This window comes from Paracidovorax citrulli, from assembly GCF_900100305.1.
GTDB classification, from domain to species: Bacteria; Pseudomonadota; Gammaproteobacteria; order Burkholderiales; family Burkholderiaceae_C; genus Paracidovorax; species Paracidovorax citrulli.
Genome location: NZ_FNEY01000029.1, coordinates 32,634 through 53,020 on the forward strand (window position 1 = coordinate 32,634; position 20,387 = coordinate 53,020).

Annotated in this window: 18 protein-coding genes; 5 read left to right on the forward strand and 13 right to left on the reverse strand. The window is 70.4% G+C overall.

What is annotated here, in order from left to right:
- Position 1: 1 nt before the first annotated feature.
- Positions 2-838: a YecA/YgfB family protein gene (locus tag BLR99_RS17560; RefSeq protein WP_011793609.1), complete on the reverse strand. Its 837-nt coding sequence runs from the start codon at positions 836-838 to the stop codon at positions 2-4.
- A gap of 193 nt (positions 839-1,031) precedes the next feature.
- Here BLR99_RS17560 and BLR99_RS17565 point away from each other — a divergent pair, with 193 nt between their 5' ends.
- Both BLR99_RS17565 and BLR99_RS17570 read left to right on the forward strand, forming a co-directional pair.
- Positions 1,032-1,889, forward strand: coding sequence for a BUD32 family EKC/KEOPS complex subunit (locus BLR99_RS17565; protein WP_011793608.1), 858 nt, complete (start codon positions 1,032-1,034; stop codon positions 1,887-1,889).
- A gap of 138 nt (positions 1,890-2,027) precedes the next feature.
- On the forward strand, positions 2,028-3,950 hold the full coding sequence (locus tag BLR99_RS17570; protein ID WP_074687400.1) for an ABC transporter ATP-binding protein/permease: 1,923 nt from the start codon (positions 2,028-2,030) through the stop codon (positions 3,948-3,950).
- A gap of 16 nt (positions 3,951-3,966) precedes the next feature.
- Here BLR99_RS17570 and BLR99_RS17575 read toward each other — a convergent pair whose 3' ends face one another.
- Both BLR99_RS17575 and BLR99_RS17580 read right to left on the reverse strand, forming a co-directional pair.
- Positions 3,967-4,449, reverse strand: a complete 483-nt coding sequence (locus tag BLR99_RS17575; RefSeq protein WP_017440101.1) for a putative toxin-antitoxin system toxin component, PIN family — start codon at positions 4,447-4,449, stop codon at positions 3,967-3,969.
- Positions 4,439-5,764, reverse strand: a complete 1,326-nt coding sequence (locus BLR99_RS17580; protein ID WP_046060323.1) for a THUMP domain-containing class I SAM-dependent RNA methyltransferase — start codon at positions 5,762-5,764, stop codon at positions 4,439-4,441. Before BLR99_RS17580 ends, BLR99_RS17575 begins: the two co-directional genes overlap by 11 nt.
- 155 nt (positions 5,765-5,919) lie before the next feature.
- On the opposite strand from BLR99_RS17580, the gene BLR99_RS17585 reads away from it, so the two are divergent.
- Both BLR99_RS17585 and BLR99_RS17590 read left to right on the forward strand, forming a co-directional pair.
- Positions 5,920-7,776 (forward strand): methyl-accepting chemotaxis protein, encoded by a 1,857-nt coding sequence (locus BLR99_RS17585; protein ID WP_046060322.1) that lies wholly within the window; start codon positions 5,920-5,922, stop codon positions 7,774-7,776.
- A 60-nt stretch (positions 7,777-7,836) separates the two neighbouring features.
- A complete protein-coding gene (locus BLR99_RS17590) occupies positions 7,837-8,379 on the forward strand; it encodes a TspO/MBR family protein (RefSeq protein ID WP_046060446.1) in 543 nt (180 codons plus the stop codon).
- Positions 8,380-8,403: 24 nt separating this feature from the next.
- Here BLR99_RS17590 and BLR99_RS17595 read toward each other — a convergent pair whose 3' ends face one another.
- The 6 genes from BLR99_RS17595 to argS form a co-directional block, all read right to left on the reverse strand.
- Positions 8,404-9,993, reverse strand: coding sequence for an RNA polymerase factor sigma-54 (locus BLR99_RS17595; protein ID WP_011793602.1), 1,590 nt, complete (start codon positions 9,991-9,993; stop codon positions 8,404-8,406).
- Positions 9,993-10,784 (reverse strand): LPS export ABC transporter ATP-binding protein, encoded by a 792-nt coding sequence (gene lptB, locus BLR99_RS17600; protein WP_046060321.1) that lies wholly within the window; start codon positions 10,782-10,784, stop codon positions 9,993-9,995. The genes BLR99_RS17595 and lptB overlap by 1 nt, the downstream gene beginning before the upstream one ends.
- A gap of 2 nt (positions 10,785-10,786) precedes the next feature.
- A complete protein-coding gene (gene lptA, locus BLR99_RS17605) occupies positions 10,787-11,437 on the reverse strand; it encodes a lipopolysaccharide transport periplasmic protein LptA (RefSeq protein ID WP_046060320.1) in 651 nt (216 codons plus the stop codon).
- 119 nt (positions 11,438-11,556) lie between these two features.
- Entirely contained in the window at positions 11,557-12,213 is a 657-nt protein-coding gene (locus BLR99_RS17610) for a thiol:disulfide interchange protein DsbA/DsbL (RefSeq protein WP_017439849.1), read from the reverse strand.
- 69 nt (positions 12,214-12,282) lie between these two features.
- Positions 12,283-12,930, reverse strand: coding sequence for an SPOR domain-containing protein (locus tag BLR99_RS17615; RefSeq protein WP_046060319.1), 648 nt, complete (start codon positions 12,928-12,930; stop codon positions 12,283-12,285).
- Positions 12,931-12,935: 5 nt separating this feature from the next.
- Complete coding sequence (gene argS / locus BLR99_RS17620) at positions 12,936-14,645, reverse strand: arginine--tRNA ligase (protein ID WP_017439551.1); 1,710 nt, start codon at positions 14,643-14,645, stop codon at positions 12,936-12,938.
- A 122-nt stretch (positions 14,646-14,767) separates the two neighbouring features.
- Between argS and BLR99_RS17625 the strand changes: the two genes are divergently transcribed.
- Entirely contained in the window at positions 14,768-15,148 is a 381-nt protein-coding gene (locus tag BLR99_RS17625; RefSeq protein ID WP_046060318.1) for a PsiF family protein, read from the forward strand.
- A gap of 319 nt (positions 15,149-15,467) precedes the next feature.
- Here BLR99_RS17625 and BLR99_RS17630 read toward each other — a convergent pair whose 3' ends face one another.
- From BLR99_RS17630 to BLR99_RS17645, 4 genes are all read right to left on the reverse strand, one after another.
- Positions 15,468-15,923 carry a DUF2214 family protein gene (locus BLR99_RS17630; protein ID WP_017439339.1) on the reverse strand — a complete coding sequence of 152 codons (456 nt, stop codon included), beginning with the start codon at positions 15,921-15,923 and terminating at the stop codon, positions 15,468-15,470.
- 70 nt (positions 15,924-15,993) lie between these two features.
- Positions 15,994-18,564 (reverse strand): glucose/quinate/shikimate family membrane-bound PQQ-dependent dehydrogenase, encoded by a 2,571-nt coding sequence (locus BLR99_RS17635; RefSeq protein ID WP_046060445.1) that lies wholly within the window; start codon positions 18,562-18,564, stop codon positions 15,994-15,996.
- 171 nt (positions 18,565-18,735) lie between these two features.
- Positions 18,736-19,350, reverse strand: a complete 615-nt coding sequence (locus BLR99_RS17640; RefSeq protein ID WP_046060317.1) for a DUF3016 domain-containing protein — start codon at positions 19,348-19,350, stop codon at positions 18,736-18,738.
- Positions 19,347-20,324 (reverse strand): LysR family transcriptional regulator, encoded by a 978-nt coding sequence (locus BLR99_RS17645; RefSeq protein ID WP_046060316.1) that lies wholly within the window; start codon positions 20,322-20,324, stop codon positions 19,347-19,349. Before BLR99_RS17645 ends, BLR99_RS17640 begins: the two co-directional genes overlap by 4 nt.
- Positions 20,325-20,387: the final 63 nt, after the last annotated feature.

Here is a 20,387-nt window from a genome sequence, read left to right on the forward strand (position 1 = left end):
CTCAGTTTCCGCAGCACTTCTTGTATTTCTTGCCGCTGCCGCAGCTGCACGGATCGTTGCGGCCCGGCGTGTCCGCGCGGCGCACCGATTCGACGCGCGGGCCCATGCTCTTCCAGAGCTGGCGCAGGTCATAGACCGCCCAGATCGCCTCGCCGAACACTTCCAGCCGGTCCTCGCTCACGCTGGGCGGACCATCCTCCGCATACATGTTGTGCTCGGGGCGCCCGGTGTCGTCCTCGGTCAGCGCGACGATGTGGTCGAGCGCGCCGTCCAGCCACTGCGCGGCCTCCTTGTCGCGCGGCGCGGCCCACTCCTCGGGCCAGTTCTCCACGGCGAACATGAAGCCCAGCGCCCAGACCTGACCGAACGAAGGCACGTCCTGGCCAGCCATCTCGGCGCGCTCCTCCTCGGGCAGGCAGGCGATCGCGCCGCGCATGTCCATCACCTCGGGCTGGAAGGCCCGGTCGTCCTCCAGCGACTCCACCGTGTCCTCGAGCTGGCCCGCCACCTCGTTCCAGCGGCGCATCCACAACTCGACGAAGCGGGCCTGCTGCGCATCGTCCTGGAAGGCCGGCAGTCGCGGCAGCGCCTCCCCTTCGGCCACGATGTCCATCGGACCGCCGTCGTCCAGCAGCATGGGCAGGTATTCGGCCGGCGCGATGGCGCGGCGCGTGCAGACGAGGGCCGTGAGGAAGCCGTCGCAGAATTCCCACTGCGGGATTTCCTCGGCGCGCGAACGCAGGTCGTCGAGCAGTGCGTCCAGCTCATCGAGGTCGTCGTTGCTGAGCGCGGGAACGGCGCCAGAGGCATCGGCGGCGGGGGCGTGGGGATCGGTCATCGGGGGGCTCCTGGCCGGCGCGCACGCGCGGGCAGGCCGTATTTTGAAGAAGATGGGGAAAAAGGCGGACAGCGGCGGGCCGGCCCATCGCTCTATGATGCCGCCGCGGCGGACAGGATTGCCCGCCTTGCGCATTCCAAGGCGGCGAGTGTAGCCGCGCCCCCTGACGCCCCTGTTTCCCCTCGTCCAGTCCATGCCCGCCTTTCCGCCAGATCCGGCGCCACCGACCGCCCCTGCATGTCCTGCGCACCGCTCCGCGCGCCCCGACTGGGACGCCTTCCTGCGCGAGCGGCTGCCCTCGCAGGTGCATGCGGTGGAGAGCCACATCGCGGCCGACGGAACGCGCGTGTGGCTCAAGCGCGCAGCGCCCGTGCGCGGGCCCGGCCGGCACCGGGCCATGGCCCTGCTCGCCGGCATGCTGGGCCTGCCCGTGCTGCGCCCCGTGCCCACGCCGGGCGGGGCCGAAGGCATCGCCACCGAGGTACGGCGACTGCGCGCCTTCTCGGCCCTGGGGCTGCGCGTGCCCGAGGTGCTGGCCTATAGCGCCGAAGGCCTGCTCACCCTGGACCTGGGCCGGCCGGAGGTGGATACGCATTCCCTGGGCAACGAAATAGAACACCACCTCGGGGACGGCCCGGAGACGGTGCTCGCACTCTGGCGCCAGGGCCTCGCGGCGATCGCGCAGGTGCATGCGCGCGGCACCTGCCTCAGCCAGGCCTTCGCGCGCAACCTCGTGCGCTGCCCGGACGGCGTGGTGGGCTACCTGGACTTCGAGGACGACCCGGCCGCCACGCTGCCACTGCCCGTCTGCCAGGCGCGCGATCTCCTGTGCTACGCCCATTCCACCGCGCTCTACCTGCGCGCATCGGACGCGCTGGCCCCGGCACGTGCCGAAGTCGCCGCATGGACGGCCGCCCATGGCCCCGAATTCCGGCAAACCATGGCCCAGGCGCTGCGCCGCCTCGCCTGGCTGCGCCGCCTCCCCCAGGACCGCCGCTGGGGCCGCGACGTGCAGCGCATACGCGCCGCCTACGACCTGCTCGCGCCGTAGCACCGCGATCGCGCGCGGTGGCGCGGCAGGTCGGGGGCGTTTCCGTAATGTCCCGTGGGCGGCGTCCGACAGGCCACGGCCGAAGCCCCCGCATATCGTGCGGGCAAGCGCTCCCGCCCCGTTCCGCCATCGCCCCGCATGCCTTCATCCGCCACCGCCGCTGCGCCGCTGCCCACCGCGGCCGAACCCGATCCGAAGGCCGCTGCCGGCGCACGGGCTCCGACCCTCTCCCTGGCCGCCTGGCGGCAATTCATGGCCGTCGCCAAGCCCTACTGGCTGGGCGACCGCAAGGTCGCGGCCTGGTCGCTGTTGGGCCTGCTGATCCTGCTCATGCTGCTGGAAACGCACCTGGCCGTGCGCCTCATCGACCGCACGGGGGAGATGACCTCCGCGCTGGCCGCACAGGACCGCGGCCGCTTCTGGGACGCGGTGCGCACCTGCCTCATCGTGCTGGCCTTCGCCGTGCCGGTGTATGCCTTCTACTACTACATGCGCGATGCATTCGCGAACCACTGGCGCCGGTGGCTGACACACCGCTTCCTGGACGGCTACCTCGGCCGCCGCCGCTACTACGAGTTGAATGCAGAAGGCACGGTGGACAACCCCGACCAGCGCATCAGCGAGGACATCAACAGCTTCACCGGCCGCTCCACGCATTTCCTGCTGATCTTCATCGGCGCCATGATGCAGCTGGTGGCGTTCAGCGCGGTGCTGTGGTCCATCTCGCAGGCGCTGGTCGCATTCCTGGCGGTCTATGCGCTCGTGGGCACGGTGGTGGCGCTCTACGTGTTCGGCGCCCCACTCATCCGGCTGAACTTCTGGCAGCTGCGGCGCGAGGCGGACTTCCGCTTCGGGCTCATGCGCCTGCGGGAGAACGCCGAATCCATCGCGTTCTACCGCGGCGAGGCGCAGGAGCGCGCCCAGCTCGATCACAGTTTCCAGGCCGTATTCAACAACTACGCCCGCCTCATCAAGCGCCAGCGCTCGCTGAACCTCTTCCAGCGGGCCTTCAGCCAGCTCACCCTGGTCATTCCCAGCATCATCCTGGCCGACGCCGTGCTCTCTGGCGACATGGAAGTGGGCCGCGCCATACAGGCCGGCGGCGCGTTCGCGGCGGTGCTGGCCTCGGTGTCGCTGATCGTGGACAACTTCGAAAACCTGAGCCGCTTCGTCGCGGGCATCGGCCGGCTCGACACCCTGCGCCAGGCCCTGGAAGCGCCCGCGGACCGCAGGACGCCCGAGCCCATGGAGCCGGAGGCCGCCGCGGCCGCACGCCGGCAGCTCCGCGAACAACGCCGCGAGCAGCGCCGTGCGCGCCGGCGGGGCGGAGTCCCGTCCGCCACCGCGGCGGCTCCGGTGGCCGCGCTGTCGCCGCAGGCGTGCGGCGAAATCGAGGCCCGGGAGGGCGAGCGTTTCGCCGTCGAAGGGCTGGACCTCTACACGCCCCGCTTCGCGCGCCTGCTGGTGCGCGATCTCTCCCTGGACCTGCAGCCGGGCGATGCGCTGCTCATCACCGGTGCCAGCGGCTGCGGCAAAAGCTCGCTGCTGCGCGCACTGGCCGGCCTGTGGCGCGACGGCCGGGGCGTGGTGCACCACCCGCCGATGGACAGCGTGTTCTTCCTGCCGCAGCGGCCCTACATGCAGCCGGGCACGCTGCGCAGCCAGATGATCTACCCCGCCCGCGACACCGATCTTGCGGATGAGCAGTTGCTGGAGGTACTCAACGCCGTGCAGTTGCCCGACCTCGCCGGCCGCGTCGGGGGCCTGGACGCCGTGCGCGACTGGGAAAAGGAGCTGTCCATCGGCGAGCAGCAGCGGCTGGCCTTCGCGCGGGTCCTGGTGCGGCAGCCCCGCACCGTCATCCTCGACGAGGCCACCAGCGCGCTGGACAGCGCCAACGAGGCCGCCCTCTACGAGCGCGTGCGCGCCAGCGGGGCATCGGTCATCAGCATCGCGCACCGGCCGGCCGTGCTGGCACACCATACCCACGTGCTGGTGCTCACGGGCGACGGCGGCTGGTCCCTGCATCCCGCGGAGGGTTTCCAGTTCGACGAGGGCTGAAACGCCGGTGCCGCGTTCAGGCGGCTTCCGGCTGCACGGCCTCCAGCACCAGGGCCGTGGCCACGTGCGCGTCCATGTTCAGGAGCCGCTTGCGCATGCAGAGCACGGCCTTGTCCTTCGACAGCAGGATGGCGCGGTGGGCCGCCGCCAGGTCGATGAACTTCTGGTCGTCCGCGTCCTTGCAGACATAGGCCACGCGCGGCGCGATCTCCACCAGGCGCGCCTGGGCATCGAACGCCGCGAGCACCCGCGCGGCGTCCACCCGGTAGAAGTCCATGCGCTCCACGATGTGCGCGTAGGCCAGCACGCGCTCGAGCTCGTCGCGCATGACCTGCGTGGCGATCCACGCCAGCCGGCCCTGGGCCAGCAATTGCCGCAGCGGCCCCGTGCGCGGATCGGAAAAGATCAGCAGGTCCAGGGCCACGTTGGTGTCCACCACCACGCAGCGCACCGGTTCACCCTCCGCGGCCCGCGCGGGCAGGCACAGTTCAACCGGCATGGTTCCGGCCCGCGTCCGCCGCGCTTCCGGGGCCGGCAGGCGCATCCGCCGGCGGCGGCGCCGCGCCCTCCGCCCGGGGGCGCACGGCGCCCTGCACCATGTCGAAGCGGAACAGCCGGCATTCGATCGGCCCGTTCCACATCGGTACGCGGCGCGACTCCTTCAGCCGCATCTTGCCGGGCAGCTTCAGGTCGGGCGTGAGCATCCAGGCCTGCCAGCCCGCGTAGTGCTTCTTCCAGTGCGCGGCGAGCTGCAGGAAGAAATCCCCGCCATCCTCGGTCTGCGCGGTCTCCCGGCCGGCGCGCTCGACCACGCCCATGCGCTCCCGCGCGCTGCGCCCCGCCGTGCCGGCCGCGGCGATGCGCTCGCCGTAGGGCGGGTTGAGCAGCATCACGCCGGGCCGGTCGCCGGGCGGCATGCGCTGCAGCGCGTCTCCGCCACGCAACTGCACCGCCTGGGCGACGCCCGCGCGCTCGGCATTGCGCTGCGCGAAATCCACCATGCGGTGCGACACGTCGCTGCCGAACACCGGCACGGCGGCCGGCACGATGCCGTCCTGCGCTTCCTCTCGCAGCGCATTCCAGACGTGCGCCTGGAAGGGCAGCAGTTTCTCGAAGGCGAAGCGCCGGCGCAGGCCGGGGGGAATGCGGCAGGCCATCTGCGCGGCCTCGATGGCGATCGTGCCGCTGCCGCAGCAGGGGTCGTACAGCGGCACGGGCGCGTCGCCCAGCGGGTCCCAGCCGCTGGCGGCGATCATGGCCGCGGCGAGCGTTTCCTTGAGCGGCGCATCCCCCTTGTCCTCCCGCCAGCCGCGCTTGAAGAGCGGCTCGCCCGAGGTGTCGATATAGACCGTGGCCTGGTCCGTGGTGAGGTGCAGATGGATGCGCACGTCCGGCCGCTGCGTGTCCACGTCGGGCCGCACGCCGCCGGCTTTCGCGCGGAAACGGTCGGCGACCGCGTCCTTCACCCGCAGTGCCGCGAAATTCAGGCTCTGGAGCGGGCTGTGCTGGGCAGTGACATCGATACGGAAGCTTTGGCGCGGAGTGAACCAGATCTCCCAGGCGATCCCGGACGCGATGGCGTAGAGATCGTTCTCGGAGCGGTACATCCGCTCGGCCAGGTGCACCAGCACCCGTTGCGCGAGGCGGCTGTGAAGGTTCAGCCGCAGCGCCTCGCGCCACGACGCGCGGGCCATCACGCCGCCGCGCCCCGTGAGCAGGTCGTGGCCCGTCAGGCCGGTGATGCCATGGACCTCGTCGGCCAGGAAGCCTTCCACGCCGGCGGCGCAAGGCAGAAAGATTTGCAATGAATTCATAACGCAGGCGAGAGGATACGCCTTGCCGCCAATGCAATCCCCCGCCTTTATTTTTCCACCATGCAGAACAAATGTTTCATTCTGTTGATAAAGTTCAGCAATAAACGATAACCGGCGATCCCCCTGCCACAGGCCGTCCCCCCTGGAGTCCGTCGATGTTCCATAGCCTTCGCGCCCGCCTCATCGGGATCTGCATCGCCATCACCGCCCTGTCGCTCATCGCGCTGGCGCTGGCCACCTTCTTCGTCGTGCGCGGCAATACGCTTTCAGGCCTGGACGAACGCATCGGCCAGCTCACGCGCCTGCATGCCGGCGAGATCACCACTTGGGTGAAGGAAAAGCAGCGCATCGCCAGTTCCATCCGGATCGCGGCCACGCAGCCGGACCCGATCCCGTTCCTGCAGGCCGCGAAACAGGCCGGCGCGCTGGACGATGCCTACCTGGTCCATGCGGACAAGCGGATCGCCTTCCTGCACCCGGTGCCCGACGGCTACGACGGTACGTCCCGCGGCTGGTACAAGCAGGCCATGCAGGCCGGCGGCCCCATCGTGACGCCGGCCTACATCGGTGCCAGCTCCGGCAAGCTCCTCATCACCTTCGCCGAGCCCTGGGGCCCGGCCGGGCAGCTCTCCGGCGTCGTGGCTGCCGACATGCTGCTGGAGACCGTCGGCCGCATGGTGACCGCCATCCAGCCCACATCCAGGAGCTTCGCCATGCTCGTCGATGAGCAGGGCCGCCTGCTCGCACAGGCGGATCCCCAGCTGGCCCTCAACCCGGTTTCCGCGCTCGCTTCCGGCATCGACGCCGCGCTGCTGCAGCGGCTCGCGGCGGACGGGGGCCATGCGGAAGTGGCCGCCAAGGGCGCGGACCAGATGCTTTACGCCGCGAAGGTGGAAGGCACGCCCTGGATCCTGGCCATCGCCATCGACCGCGCCGAAGCCACCCGCCCCGTGCGCGAACTCCTCAACGTCGCCGTCGCCATCACCGTGCTGTGCATGCTCGCCGCCGTCGGCCTGCTCACCTACGCCGTCAGCCGCCAGCTGCGCCGCCTCGCCGTCGTGCGCGACGCCCTGGAGGACATCGCCTCCGGCGAAGGCGACCTCACCCGCCGCCTCGACACCCACGGCAGCGACGAGCTCACCCAGATCTCCCGCGCCTTCAACCACTTCGTGGACAAGATCGCCGCCGTCCTCGTGCGCATCCGCGCCTCCTCCGAAGCCGTGCGCCTGGCCACCAGCGAGATCGCCAGCGGCAACCAGGACCTCTCCGGCCGCACCGAGCAGCAGGCCAGCTCCCTGGAGGAGACCGCCGCCGCCATGGAACAGCTCACCGCCACCGTCCAGCAGAACGCCGAGAACGCCCGCCAGGCCAACCACCTGGCCGCCAACGCTTCGCAGATCGCCGCCCACGGCGGCACCGTCGTCGGCCAGGTCGTGCAGACCATGGGCGGCATCGATGCCTCCTCGCGCAAGATCGTGGACATCATCGGCGTCATCGATTCCATCGCCTTCCAGACCAACATCCTCGCCCTCAACGCCGCCGTCGAGGCCGCACGCGCCGGCGAGCAGGGCCGGGGTTTCGCCGTCGTCGCCTCCGAGGTCCGCACCCTCGCGCAGCGATCGGCCACCGCCGCCAAGGAGATCAAGTCCCTCATCGACGACTCCGTGCAGCAGGTCAACGCCGGCAGCCGCCTCGTGCAGGACGCCGGCTCCACCATGCAGGAGGTCGTCGAGAGCGTGCAGCGCGTCACCGCCATCGTCGCCGAGATCAGCAGCGCCAGCCAGGAGCAGAGCACCGGCATCGCCGAGATCGGCAGCGCCGTCAGCCAGATGGACCAGAGCACCCAGCAGAACGCCGCTCTCGTCGAGCAGGCCACCGCCGCCGCCCAGTCGCTGCAGCAGCAGGCCCACCAGCTCGCCGATGCCGTCGCCGGCTTCAGGCTCGAGGCCCATGGCTCCGCCACCCACGCGCCACGCCATCCGGCGCTCGGCGCGCCTGCCGGACGCGCCTGAAAAGGTACTCGCGGCCGTGGCTGGCGCGGCAGGCGCCGTGGCGGCGATGATGGAGGCATGATGACCTCCCCATCCACTCCACCCTCCCCCGCCACGGCCAGCGCGCGCCGCGCGCCCCTGTCGTTCCACACCTGGCTGGCCCTCGCGGGCTGGCTGCTGCTGTGCTTCATCGCCGCAGGCACCGGCAGCGTGGCCTCGGTGCAGGCACCGCAGTTCTATGCGCAGCTGGTGCAGCCGCCGTGGGCTCCGCCCCCCGGCGTCTTCGGCCCCGTCTGGAGCGTGCTCTACACCCTCATGGGCATCGCCGCCTGGCTGGTCTGGCGCGAGCCCGCGGGCAAGGCGCGGCGGCAGGCGCTCGCGCTGTTCTGCGCCCAGCTGGCGCTCAACGCGCTCTGGAGCTGGCTGTTCTTCCAGTGGCACCGGGGTGCCTGGGCCCTGGCGGACATCGCCCTGCTGGGTATCTGCGTGGCCGCCACGTTCGTGGCCTTCCTGCGCCTGCGGACGCTGGCGGGGCTTCTGCTGCTGCCCTACCTGGCCTGGATCAGTTTCGCCGGAGCCCTCAACTACACCCTCTGGCGCATGAATCCTGGCCTGCTCGGCTGAATGCCGCCCCTCGGCGGCCGGCCTTTACAGCGCCTTGCGCAGGTTGGCCGGTGCGATCTTCAGCGCCTCGCGGTATTTCGCCACCGTGCGGCGCGCGCATTCGATGCCCTGCTCCTTGAGCATCTCCGCGATCTGGCTGTCCGACAGCGGCTTGGCCGGGCTCTCCGACGCGACGAACTGCTTGATCAGCGCACGCACGGCCGTGCTCGACGCATTGCCGCCCGTTTCCGTGCCCAGGCCCGAGCCGAAGAAATACTTCAGCTCGTAGGTACCCTGGGGCGTGGCCATGTACTTGGCCGTGGTCACCCGGCTGATCGTCGATTCGTGCAGCCCCAGCTCGTCGGCGATGTCGCGCAGCACGAGCGGCCGCATGGCCAGCTCGCCATGCACGAAGAAGTTCTTCTGCCGGTCCACGATGGCGCGCGAGACGCGCAGGATGGTGTCGAACCGCTGCTGGATGTTCTTGATGAACCAACGCGCTTCCTGCAGCCGCTGCTGCAGCGCCTGGTGCCCCTCGCCGCCGCGGTTGCCGCGCAGCGCCCCGGCATAGATGTCGTGCACGCGCAGCCGCGGCATGACATCCGGGTTGAGCTGCACGGTGAACGCATGCGCGGCCCCGCGGCCACTGCTCTTCTTCACGATCACGTCGGGCACGATGATGTTGCGCTCGACCTGCGCGAAAGCCCGGCCCGGCCGGGGCTCCAGCCGCGCGATGAGCGCCATCGCCGCGCGCGTGCACTCCTCGCCGGCACCGCAACCCTGCGCGAGCCGGCGCACGTCGCGCCGCGCCAGCATCTCCAGCGGCTGATTGCAGATGCGCAGCGCCGCCTGCAGCACTTCGGGCTCCGCGTCGCCATCTTCCTGCAGGGCCCGCAGCTGCAGCGCCAGGCATTCGCTCAGGCCGCGCGCGCCCACGCCCACGGGCTCCAGGCTCTGCAGCAGCCGCAGCGCCACCGTGAAGCGATGCACCAGTTCCTCCACCTGCTCGGGGTCTTCCTCGCCCGCGAGGGCCACGGCCAGTGCCTCCAGCGATTCGTCGAGGTAGCCGTCGTCGTTCAGCGATTCGATCAGGAAGCGCAGCGCCGCGCGGTCCACCTCCGACAGGCGCAGCGACAGCGCCTGCCGGTGCAGGTAATCGGTGAGCGACTCGTGCTCGCGCGCGAGTTCGGTCGCGTCCGTGTCGTCTTCGTCCCCCAGCTGGTTGCGCGTGCGCGCGGGCGCCTCGCCGCCCCACTCGCCGTCGTCGGGCGCCATCTCGACGGTGCCGTCGCCCTCCCAGTCCGGCGCATCGGGAGCTTCCGGCGCCTCCGATCCTTCGGATGCGCCCTCGCCCGGCGCCGAGGCCGCCGTCTCCACCGCCCCGCTGGCCGGCGAATAGAGGGACTCCTCCGCCCCGCGGTCGGCGTCGCTCACCGGCGCATCCGCCTGCAGCAGCCCGAACTCCTCGCGCGGTGCCTCGTCCGGGTTGCGCTCCAGGAAGGGGTTCTCGTCGAGCATCTGCTCGACTTCCTGCGACAGCTCCAGCGTGGACAGCTGCAGCAGCCGGATCGATTGCTGCAGTTGCGGCGTCAGCGCCAGATGCTGCGAGATGCGCAGCGACAGTCCCGGCTTCATCACATGCGGAAGTGTTCGCCGAGGTACACGCGGCGCACTTCTGCGTTGTCCACGATCTCCGAGGGAGTACCCTGCGCGAGCACCCGACCGTCGCTGATGATGAAGGCGTGGTCGCAGATGCCCAGCGTCTCGCGCACGTTGTGGTCGGTGATGAGCACGCCGATGCCGCGTGCCTTCAGGAAGCCGATGATGCGCTGGATCTCGATCACCGCGATAGGGTCGATGCCCGCGAACGGCTCGTCCAGCAGGATGAACCGCGGCTGCGTGGCCAGCGCGCGCGCGATCTCCACGCGGCGGCGCTCGCCGCCCGAGAGCGCGAGCGCGGGCGAGGCGCGCAGGTGGTCCACCCGCAGCTCCTGCAGCAGCGCGGTGAGGCGCTCCTCGATCTCCGCGCGTGACAGCGGCCGGCCGTCGTCGTCGCGCTGCAGCTCCAGCACGGCGCGCACGTTCTCCTCCACGGAAAGCTTGCGGAAGATCGAGGCCTCCTGCGGCAGGTACGACAGCCCCAGGCGCGAGCGCCGGTGGATCGGCATGTTCGCCACCGACTGCCCGTCGATGCGGATATCGCCGCCGTCGCTGCGCACCAGACCCACGATCATGTAGAACGACGTGGTCTTGCCCGCGCCGTTCGGGCCGAGCAGGCCGACGACCTCGCCCTTCTGCACGACCATGGAAACGTCCTTGACCACCTTGCGGGTGCCGTAGGACTTCTCGAGATGCATCGCCTCCAGGCGGCTCGGCGCGTCCGACGCCGGTGCCGCCGCGGCGCCCGGTGGGTGGGAAGCCGCCATGCTCACTTCGCCCCGCTGCCCAGTTCGTTGCTGCGGCGCAGCGCGGGCGCGGCCCCCGGCGCGGGCGCCGCGGCGGGGGCCGAAGCGGACTCCTTGGGCGAGAGCACCGCGCGCACGCGCCCGCCGGGCGTGCCGGACGACGCGGCGCCCCCGGGCGCGGTTTTCTGGCCGTCCACGGTGAAGATGTCGGTGGTGTTGTTGTAGACGATCAGCGCGCCGGCCATCTCGTCGGTGAGGGTGGACTCCCGGTAGCGGCGCAGCTCCGCGCGCCGGATCAGCCGCACCAGGTCGGCCCGTCCGTCGTACTCGATCACCTCGCCTTCGCCCTCGACGAACTCGTCCGGGGCGCCCGGCGCGGTGTCGCGCTTCTGGCGGAAGAAAGCCCGCTTGCCGGGCTCGGCCGTCATCGTGCCGTACTGGAACCCGTCGGGGTCCTGGCGCACGTCCAGCCGGGTGCCGCGCAGCACGATGGTGCCCTTGGTCACCACCACGCGTCCGGTGAACACGCTTGTCTGCTTGAGCTCATCGTGGCGCAGTGCGTCGGCCTCGATGTTCATCGGCTTGTTGCGATCGGCTTTTTCGGCCTGGGCCGGCCCCACGGCGAATGCCATGGACGCCAGCAGAAGAAGGGTGGGGAGGAGTCTGGGTCTCATAGAGGGCACGAATCTTGCAAAGATTGTAGTCCTCCGCTGCGGCAGCGCAGCCGCCGGAAAGGAAAAGCCCGCCGGAGCGGGCTCGTGCGGGGCGGAGGGCGGAGCCCCGGCAGGGATGGTCAGCCCTTGCGAGCCACGCCCGCCAGGTATTCCACGACCTGCAGCACGTTCTGCATGCTGCCGGCCATGGTGCCGTCGGTGTAGAACCGGCCGGCCACCCCCATGGCGGGCACGCCTTCGACGCCGTACGCATCCTGCAGCTGGGCGGCCTTGCGCAGCTGGTTGGAGACGGTGAAGGAGTTGTACACCTCCTTGAACTTGGCCACGTCCAGGCCCTGCTTGCCGATCCAGTCGAAGATCTGGTCATCCTTGTTGAGCGGCACCTTCTCCACGTGCACGGCGCGGAACACCTTGGCGTGCACCTCGGGCAGCTTGCCCATGCCTTCCAGGGCGAAATACAGCTTCTGCTGCGCGGCGAAGCTGGAATTGAAGGCCACCGGAACGCGCCGGACCACCAGGTCCTTCGGAGCGGACTTGATCCAGGCCTCGAGCGTGGGCTCGAAGGCGTTGCAGTGCGGGCAGCTGTACCAGAAGAACTCGATGACCTCGACCTTGCCGGCGGGTGCATCGGTGGGTGCCGGCTTGGCCAGGCGGGTGTAGTCCTTGCCCTCCTTGAACTGGCGCGCCTGCGCGAAGGCGGGCGTGGCCACCGGCAGCGTGACGGCGGAAGCGGCCACGGCGGTGGCGGCGGAGAGGGAGAACTCGCGGCGTTTCATGGAAAAGGGCACTCCTGGTTACGGTATCTGGAGGATTGGGAGCCGCGCAGGGCGGCAAAGTTCAGTGGCTCAGTGCTGCACGCGCACCAGCGCGGACTCCACACCGGCGCCGTCCAGCTTCTCCTTGAGCATCTCGGCATCGTCGCGCTTGGTGAACGGGCCCACGCGCACGCGGAACACCGTCCGGCCGTTCTGCTCGCGCTCGCTCACGCGGGCCTCCCAGCCCAGCATGGCGAGCTTGGCGCGTTGCGCGTCGGCATCGGCCTGCGTGCGGAAGGCGCCGGCCTGCACGAAGTAGTCGAAAGGCTCGGCGCCGGCCGCGGCGCGCGCACGCGCCAGGTCGCCCAGCGGATCGGCCGACGAGGCACCGGCGGTCGGCTTGCTCGCGCCGGCACGCGGCGTGGAAGCGGCCGCCACCGCGGCGGATGCGGGGGTGCTGGCCGGGGCCGGCACGACGCCCGCCACGGCCGGCGTGCTGGCCGCCGGCGTGGCGGGGCGAGCCGGGTTCTTGCCGTACAGGGGCGAATTCGGATCCCAGTTCTTGTTGCGCTGGGACTCGAGGGCATCCTGGTCGGAGCCGCGCGCCCCGCCCTTGTTGAGGAACGGCACGGGCACCTTGGTCACGTACACCGCCACGGCGAGCGCGACGCCCAGCCCCACGACGATCCCCAGGATGAAGCCGACGGCCGAGCCGCCGCGTTGCTGCTTCTTGGTCATATGGTTCACATTCTCGCGGGCGCGTCCACGCCCAGCACCTTCAGGCCATTGTGCAATACCTGCGCCGTGGCGGCGACCAGCGCGAGGCGGGCGAGCTTGACGGCCTCGTCGTCCACGAGGATGCGCTCGGCGTCGTAATAGCTGTGGTAGCTGGCGGCCAGGTCGCGCAGGTAGAAGGTCACATCGTGCGGGGCCTCGCCCTCGGCGGCGGCCGTCAGCATCTCCGGGTACTTGGCGAGCTGCAGCATGAGGGCCTGGGCCTGCGGGCCCTCCAGGGCAGACAGATCCACGTCCTTGAGCGAAGCGACATCGCCGCCGCCGGCCTCTGCCCAAGCCCGCAGCACCGACTGGATGCGCGCATGCGCGTACTGCACGTAATAGACCGGGTTGTCGTTGTTCTGCGCCACCGCCAGATCGACGTCGAAGGTGTACTCCGTGTCGGGCTTGCGCGAGAGCAGGAAGAAGCGCACCGCGTCCTTGCTGGTCCATTCGATCAGGTCGCGCAGCGTCACGTAGCTGCCCGCGCGCTTGCTGATCTTGACCTCTTCCCCGCCCTTGACCACGCGCACCATGGTGTGCAGCACGTAGTCGGGGTAGCCCTGCGGAATGCCCACGTCGGCCGCCTGCAGGCCGGCGCGCACGCGCGCGATGGTGCCGTGGTGGTCCGTGCCCTGGATGTTCACGACCTTGGCGAAGCCGCGTTCCCATTTGGCGATGTGGTAGGCCACGTCGGGCACGAAGTACGTGTACGTGCCGTCCTTCTTGCGCATCACGCGGTCCTTGTCGTCCCCGTAGTCGGTGGACTTGAGCCACAGCGCGCCGTCCTGCTCGTAGGTGTGGCCCTTCTCGACCAGGCGGTTCACGGTGGCCTCGACGCGGCCCGAGGTGTAGAGGCTGGACTCCAGGTAGTACTGGTCGAAATGCAGGTTGAACGCCTGCAGGTCCTTGTCCTGCTCGTTGCGCAGGTAGGCCACGGCGAACTGGCGGATGTTGTCGTAATCCTCGACGTCGCCGTTGGCGGTGAATTCGCGGTCGTCCGCCTTCACGGTCTTCTTCGCCAGGAAGTCGTTCGCGATGTCCTGGATGTAGTCGCCGTTGTAGAACGCCTTGGAGGCCGGGTTCTCCGGATCGGTGGGCCAGCACTCGTCGCCGGGCTTGAAGCCCCTGGCGCGCAGCTGCGTGCTCTTGGTGAGCGTGTCGATCTGCACGCCCGCGTCGTTGTAGTAGAACTCGCGGTGCACGCTCCAGCCCTGGGTGCTGAAGAGGTTGCAGATCGCATCGCCCAGGGCGGCCTGGCGGCCGTGGCCCACGTGCAGCGGCCCCGTGGGATTGGCGGAGACGAACTCCACCAGCACGCGCTGGCCGTTGTCCTTCTGGTAGCCGAACCGGTCGCCGGCGGACAGCACCTCGCGCACGATCTCCTGCTTGGCGGCGGCTTTGAGGCGGATGTTCAGGAAGCCGGGGCCGGCGATCTCGATGGCATCGACCCAGCGCGCGAAGGCCGGCGTGGCCTCCAGCGCGGCCTTGAGCTGTTCGCCCAGTGCGCGCGGATTGAGCTTGAGCGGCTTGGCCAGCTGCATGGCGGCGGTGCATGCGAAATCACCGTGCGCGGCCACCTTGGGGGATTCGAAAGCGGCGCGCCCGGCGGAGCCGGGCGAGAGTTTTTCCAGCTCGCCGGCCAGCGCCGCGAGCAATTCCTGTTTGACGGAGAGCATGCGCGGATTCTACGGGCCGGCCCGTCATCCGCCCGGCGACCAGCGGCGTTAAGCTGGACAGTCCCGTCCTTCGGCAACGGAGGCCGGGGCGCCAACCCCTACATCACCCGCAGGAGCATTACATGAAGAAGCTGCTTTCGATGATGGCCGCAGCCGGCCTGGCCCTCTCCTTCGCGACGGCCCACGCCGCCGACACGCCCGCCGCGTCCGCCCCCGCCGCGTCCGCCCCCGCCGCGGCCATGGCGTCCGCACCGGCGTCCACACCCGGCGCGGCATCCGCCAAGGCCCACACCGCGCAGCAGGGCAAGATGACCACCTGCAACGCCGAGGCCAAGGACAAGAAGGGCGACGAGCGCAAGGCCTTCATGAAGGAGTGCCTCTCGGCCAAGAAGCCCGCCACCCAGCAGGACAAGATGAAGACCTGCAACGCCGATGCGAAGACCAAGGCGCTCAAGGGTGACGAGCGCAAGGCGTTCATGAAGGAATGCCTGAGTAATAAGTGACATCCCCCTGAGGCGGCTGCGCCGCCTTTCCCCCTTCTCTCGCCGCGCTGCGCGCGGCGGGAAGGGGGACGATGCCGGTGGCCCGGCAAAGCCGGTTCCACGGCATCTGCTGGCATGGCCTGCTCCGCGGCCTTCTGAATCTTTGGGGGTGAAGGCCACTGGCGAAGCATGCTGGAGAGGTTAGGTTTTGCCCCCTTATGCCTGTGCTCTGTGCCTGATTGGCGCCGGCATTGGATACACAAACGTCTGCTAGGCCGTTCGCTGACCGCCTCACCTGGATCGCGCCCGGAAGCCATCATGGCCTCCGGGCGCATTTCTTTTATCGGGCGCCGACGCCCCGGGCGAGGAAGACGGCGAGGAGCGGGATCACGGCCAGCAGGTGGGCTTCGATCATGACGAGGCGGCGCGTGCTGCGGATGGCGGCGTCGTCGGGCAGTGCGCCGGTGGCGCGCAGGGCCTTGCGCCAGCGCAGGAAGCGCATCGTGGGGGCGATGGACAGCAGGCCGATCACCACGAACAGGGTGACCTTGGCGTGCAGCAGCGGTTGCGACCAGTACCACCCCGCGCCCTTCATGCCCCAGGCCACGCGGGCCAGGCCCGTGGCCAGGACGGCCAGGGCCGAGAGGCCGTAGATCAGGTCCACGCGCGCGAGGCGCTCCACGACGGCGGCATTCATCCACTCCTTGCGGCAGAGCGCGGCCTCGCTCGCGAGGAAGACGGCCATGGTCAGGATGGCCAGGAAATGGGCATAGGCCAGCAGGGCTTCGGTGGTCACGCGGCGATCCTTTGCATCGAAGGGGTGGCGCATGGTAGCGCGCCCCGCCCTGCGCCACCCCGGCGCGGGCCTACTTCTGCGCAGGCAGCGCGTAGGCGCGCACGCTGTCGCCGGGCTTGGTGCCCGTGGAGCCGTGCCCCCCGGCCACGACGACCACATATTGCCGGCCGTCTTCCCCCGTATAGCTCATCGGCGTGGCCTGCCCGCCCGCGGGCAGGCGGTCCTGCCAGAGGATGCGGCCATCGTTCAGGTCGTAGGCGCGCACGTAGTTGTCCAGCGCGCCCGAGTAGAAAGCCACGCCGCCTCCGGTGAGCATCGGCCCGCCGATGCCCGGCACGCCCATGCGGAAGGGCAGGGGCAGCGGCGAGAGATCCCGCACCGTGCCGTTGCGGTGCTTCCAGGCGACTTCGCCCGTGCGCAGGTCCACGCCGGCCACATAGCCCCAGGGCGGCGCCTGGCAAGGCAGGCCGATGGGCGACGTGAACGGCTTCATCGATGCGGCGAAAGGCGCGCCGAAGTTCTCGTTCAGCGCCGGCAGGCTGCCCTTTGGCGGCCCGCCCTCCTGCACGAGCAGGCTGGTGTCGTCCTTGCGCGGCACCAGTCTGGAGACGAACGCGAGGTAGGTCGGCGTGGTGAAGGCCACCTGCCGCTGCGGATCGACCGCGATGCCGCCCCAGTTGAAGACGCCGAAATTGCCCGGATAGATGATGCTGCCCTGCTCCGACGGCGGCGTGAAGCGGCCTTCGTAGCGCAGCCGGTGGAAGGCGATGCGGCAGGCGAGCTGGTCGAACATCGTGCCGCCCCACATGTCGCGCTCGGTGAGCGGCGGCGGGTCGAACGACAGGGCCGACTTCGGCTGCGTGGGCGCCGTGCGGTCGCCCTTCGCGGCGCCCTGCGGCGCGGGATGCTCCGTCACCGGCAGGATCGGCGTGCCGGTGCGCCGGTCGAGCACGAACAGCTCGCCCTGCTTGGTGGGCTGCACCAGCGCCGGCACGGTTTGCCCGCCCACCTGCAGGTCGATGAGCGTGGGCTGCGAAGGCACGTCGTAGTCCCACAGGTCATGGTGCACGGTCTGGAAGTGCCAGCGCACCTTGCCGCTGTCCAGGTCCAGCGCGACGACGGAAGAGGAATATTTCTCCACCGCCGGGCTGCGGTTGCCGCCCCACTGGTCGGGTGGCTGGTTGCCCATGGGCACGTACACCATGCCGAGTGCTTCATCGACGCTGGAGATCGACCAGCTGTTGGGGGAATTGGGCGTGTAGGTGCGGCCGGGCGGCAGGGGCGCGGTGTCGTCGGGGTTGCCGGAATCCCAGTTCCACACCAGCGCGCCGGAGTCGATGTCGAAGGCACGGATCACGCCCGACTGCTCCTTCACCGAGGCGTTGTCCAGCACCGTGCCGCCCACGATCACGAGGCGCTGCGTGACCACCACGGGAGACGTCGAATAGTAGGCGCCGGGGCGCAGGTTGGGCATGCGCTGCCACAGGTCGATCTGGCCCGTGCCGCCGCCGAAGTTGGTGCATACGGCACCGCTTTCGGGGTTGAGCGCGATCACGCGCCCATCGGCCGTGGGCATGAAGAGCTTGGCGCGGCAGGCGGCGTCGGTGGGGCCGTTGCGGGCCGCGATGGGCGGCTGGCGCTGGTCCGCCGCCTGCGTGGCAGGTGCGGCCGGCTGCGTGGTGGTGGGAGAGGCATGGGGCGCCGGCTCGGTGCGCTCGCCGCCCGCAGCGGCTCCCGCCACGGCGTTGAGCGCCGCGGGCGACGCATCGGCGACGGGGTCGCGCGGCGGCTGGTACGACAGCCCCCGGCAGGTCAGGTGCTGCAGGGCCAGCTTGCCCTCGATCTGCGGGTCGTAGCGCCAGAGCTGCCTGCCGGTGGTGGCGTCGAGCGCGATCACCGACTGGTGCGGCGTGCACAGGAACAGGCGGTTGCCGATCTTCAGCGGCGTGACCTCGTAGGTGGTCTCTTCCGGGTCACCCTCCTTGCCGCGCACGTCGCCCGTGCGGAACTCCCAGGCCATCTTCAGCTGCGAGGCGTTGTCGGGCGTGATCTGTGCCAGGGGAGAGAAACGCTGGCCATGGCCGGTGCGGCCGTAGGCATGCCATTCGCCGTCGGGCAGCGTGGGCGCGGCCTGGGCCGGGGCGGGCACGGATTCGCCCGCCAGCCTGCCGGCCAGCTCATGCGGCGCGGTGAACCAGGATGCCACCGCCAGCACGGCGGAAAGGAGAAGAGCCAGCCCCAGCGCCATGCGCGGCATGCGCAGCGAGGAAGACCGGGCCGGTGCATCGCCGGGAAGGCCCGGCTGGATCGGCGCGGGCCCACGCAGCAGGGACCGGCGCATCCATGGCGTCGCCAGCCAGAGGCCGAGCACGAAGAGCACATCCAGACGCGCGGCCAGCGGCCACCAGTCCACGCCCACCTCCCAGACCGCCCAGGCCGTGGAGCCCAGCAGGAGCGCGGCGTACACCCAGAGGCCCGCCGCGGAGCGACGCGCGAGGAGCACGCCCGAAGCCAGCAGCGCGAGCCCGGCGATGAGGTAATAGGGACTGCCGCCCAGCGAAACGAGCCATCCGCCCGCACCTGCAACGAGAACGCCTGTGATGCCGACGAGAACGCCGGTAATGCGTGCGAGGCCTGCCATGGTGGTTTTTCCTTGTGTCCATGCCCGGCCGGCCATCGGCGCAGCAATGCAGCGGATGGAAAAAAGGAACGGCCCGGAGGGACGAATCTAGGCGGGCCCGCCGTGCATGCTCCGTCGGCGCGCGGCCTGCACGCCTGTGGGGCATGGCCTACATCACGCGTGCTGCAAGGCTCAGCGCGCGCCGAACTCCTGCCGCACCCAGTCGTCGATGAGGCCTTTCTCGTACCGCAGCGGATCGGTCCCACCGCGTGCGGCCCGCTCCATGAACGCGGGGTCGCGCAGCTCGCGGCGCCCCGACTGCAACACCGAACCGTCGGCGGCCAGCCGCTTGAATTCGAGCACGATACGCGGCGGATAGACGTCGCGCACGATGCGCACCTGCCCTGCCTGCGGGCCGCGCCAGGGTTCGAAACCGCCGGCACGCTGCACATCGGTGATCCGCACTTCCAGCCGCTGGCCCTCGGGCAGCGCTGCGGCCGCGGTTTCCGACAGGTACAGGCAGAGCGCGTCCACCCAGGCACGGCGGGCCTGCTCCGTGTCATGGACCCCGCGGCGGGCGTCGCTGAAACCGGCCGGATCGGCATAGGTCACGCTGACGATGCCGGGCGGCGGCGAGCCCTTGGCCCGGGAAGATGCCGCGGCGGTGTCCCGCGCGGGCGCCGGCGCAGTGCCGGGCGCACCCGCGCAGCCGGCCATCAGGCCGGCCAGCGCCAGGGCGGCGGACACCCGGCCCGGAGCGGGGCGGCGCAAAACATCGGGAAGCGGGGCATGGAGTCGGTGTGTCATGGCGAAGGAGGAGACGGGAGGACGGGAGCGGTGAGCGCATGCGCGGCGCGGCGCCAGAACGCCGGCTGCGCATAGTGGTGCTTGAGGTAGTCGATCCACAGCCGCACGCGCAGCGGCAGGTGGCGGGCATGGGGAAAGACCACGTAGATACCGTTGGGCGGCGCGGCGAAATCCTCCAGCACGGCCACCAGCCGGCCGGCGGCGATCTCGGCCTCCACCTCCCAGGTGCTGCGCCACGCGATGCCCCAGCCCCCCAGGCACCAGTCGTGCAGCACCTGCCCGTCGGAACAATCGAGGGGGCCGGTGGGCTTGACATGCACCACGTCGCCGGGCACGCCGCCCGGGTCCGCAGCGGGCATGCGGAAGGCCCAGCCGCGCGTCTGCGACGCGTCGCTCGACAGCATCAGGCAGGCGTGCCGCGCGAGTTCGGACGGGTGCTTCGGCGTGCCGTGGCGCTCCAGGTAGGCGGGCGTGGCCACGCAGAGCCTGCGGTTGTCGGCGATGCGCACGCTCACCAGCGAGGAATCGGGCAGGTCGCCCACGCGCACGGCGCAATCGAACCCCTCCCCCGCCAGGTCCACCACGCGGTCGCTGAGGTTGAGGGAAATGCGCACGTCGGGATGCAGGTCGCGGAACAGCGGCACCAGCGGCGCCACGTGGCGCCGCCCGAACCCCGCGGGCGCGGTGATGCGCAGATGCCCGGTGGCCCGGGCCCCGCCGACCGACACGCTGGCCTCTGCCTCTGCCACGTCGGCCAGCAGGCGCTGGCAATCCTCCAGGAAGGCGCTGCCCTCGTGCGTGAGGCTGATGCGCCGCGTGGTGCGCACCATGAGCTTCACGCCCAGATGCTCCTCCAGGGCATCCAGGCGCCGCCCCATGATGGCAGGCGCCACGCCCTCGGCGCGCGCCGCGGCGGTGAGGCTGCCGCGCGTCGCCACCGACACGAACGACTCGAAGGCCTTGAGCTTGTCCATGGGCTGCAATTATGGGCAGCTGTAACCGCCGGACACACGGATGTTGCACGCCAAGGAGCCGGC

Excerpts from the sequence above, each read along its gene's own strand:
- BLR99_RS17560 (WP_011793609.1), bottom strand. The coding sequence starts at position 838 with ATGACCGATCCCCACGCCCCCGCCGCCGATGCCTCTGGCGCCGTTCCC.
- BLR99_RS17565 (WP_011793608.1), top strand. The coding sequence starts at position 1,032 with ATGCCCGCCTTTCCGCCAGATCCGGCGCCACCGACCGCCCCTGCATGT.
- BLR99_RS17570 (WP_074687400.1), top strand. The coding sequence starts at position 2,028 with ATGCCTTCATCCGCCACCGCCGCTGCGCCGCTGCCCACCGCGGCCGAA.
- BLR99_RS17575 (WP_017440101.1), bottom strand. The coding sequence starts at position 4,449 with ATGCCGGTTGAACTGTGCCTGCCCGCGCGGGCCGCGGAGGGTGAACCG.
- BLR99_RS17580 (WP_046060323.1), bottom strand. The coding sequence starts at position 5,764 with ATGAATTCATTGCAAATCTTTCTGCCTTGCGCCGCCGGCGTGGAAGGC.
- BLR99_RS17585 (WP_046060322.1), top strand. The coding sequence starts at position 5,920 with ATGTTCCATAGCCTTCGCGCCCGCCTCATCGGGATCTGCATCGCCATC.
- BLR99_RS17590 (WP_046060446.1), top strand. The coding sequence starts at position 7,837 with ATGACCTCCCCATCCACTCCACCCTCCCCCGCCACGGCCAGCGCGCGC.
- BLR99_RS17595 (WP_011793602.1), bottom strand. The coding sequence starts at position 9,993 with ATGAAGCCGGGACTGTCGCTGCGCATCTCGCAGCATCTGGCGCTGACG.
- lptB (WP_046060321.1), bottom strand. The coding sequence starts at position 10,784 with ATGGCGGCTTCCCACCCACCGGGCGCCGCGGCGGCACCGGCGTCGGAC.
- lptA (WP_046060320.1), bottom strand. The coding sequence starts at position 11,437 with ATGAGACCCAGACTCCTCCCCACCCTTCTTCTGCTGGCGTCCATGGCA.
- BLR99_RS17610 (WP_017439849.1), bottom strand. The coding sequence starts at position 12,213 with ATGAAACGCCGCGAGTTCTCCCTCTCCGCCGCCACCGCCGTGGCCGCT.
- BLR99_RS17615 (WP_046060319.1), bottom strand. The coding sequence starts at position 12,930 with ATGACCAAGAAGCAGCAACGCGGCGGCTCGGCCGTCGGCTTCATCCTG.
- argS (WP_017439551.1), bottom strand. The coding sequence starts at position 14,645 with ATGCTCTCCGTCAAACAGGAATTGCTCGCGGCGCTGGCCGGCGAGCTG.
- BLR99_RS17625 (WP_046060318.1), top strand. The coding sequence starts at position 14,768 with ATGAAGAAGCTGCTTTCGATGATGGCCGCAGCCGGCCTGGCCCTCTCC.
- BLR99_RS17635 (WP_046060445.1), bottom strand. The coding sequence starts at position 18,564 with ATGGCAGGCCTCGCACGCATTACCGGCGTTCTCGTCGGCATCACAGGC.
- BLR99_RS17640 (WP_046060317.1), bottom strand. The coding sequence starts at position 19,350 with ATGACACACCGACTCCATGCCCCGCTTCCCGATGTTTTGCGCCGCCCC.
- BLR99_RS17645 (WP_046060316.1), bottom strand. The coding sequence starts at position 20,324 with ATGGACAAGCTCAAGGCCTTCGAGTCGTTCGTGTCGGTGGCGACGCGC.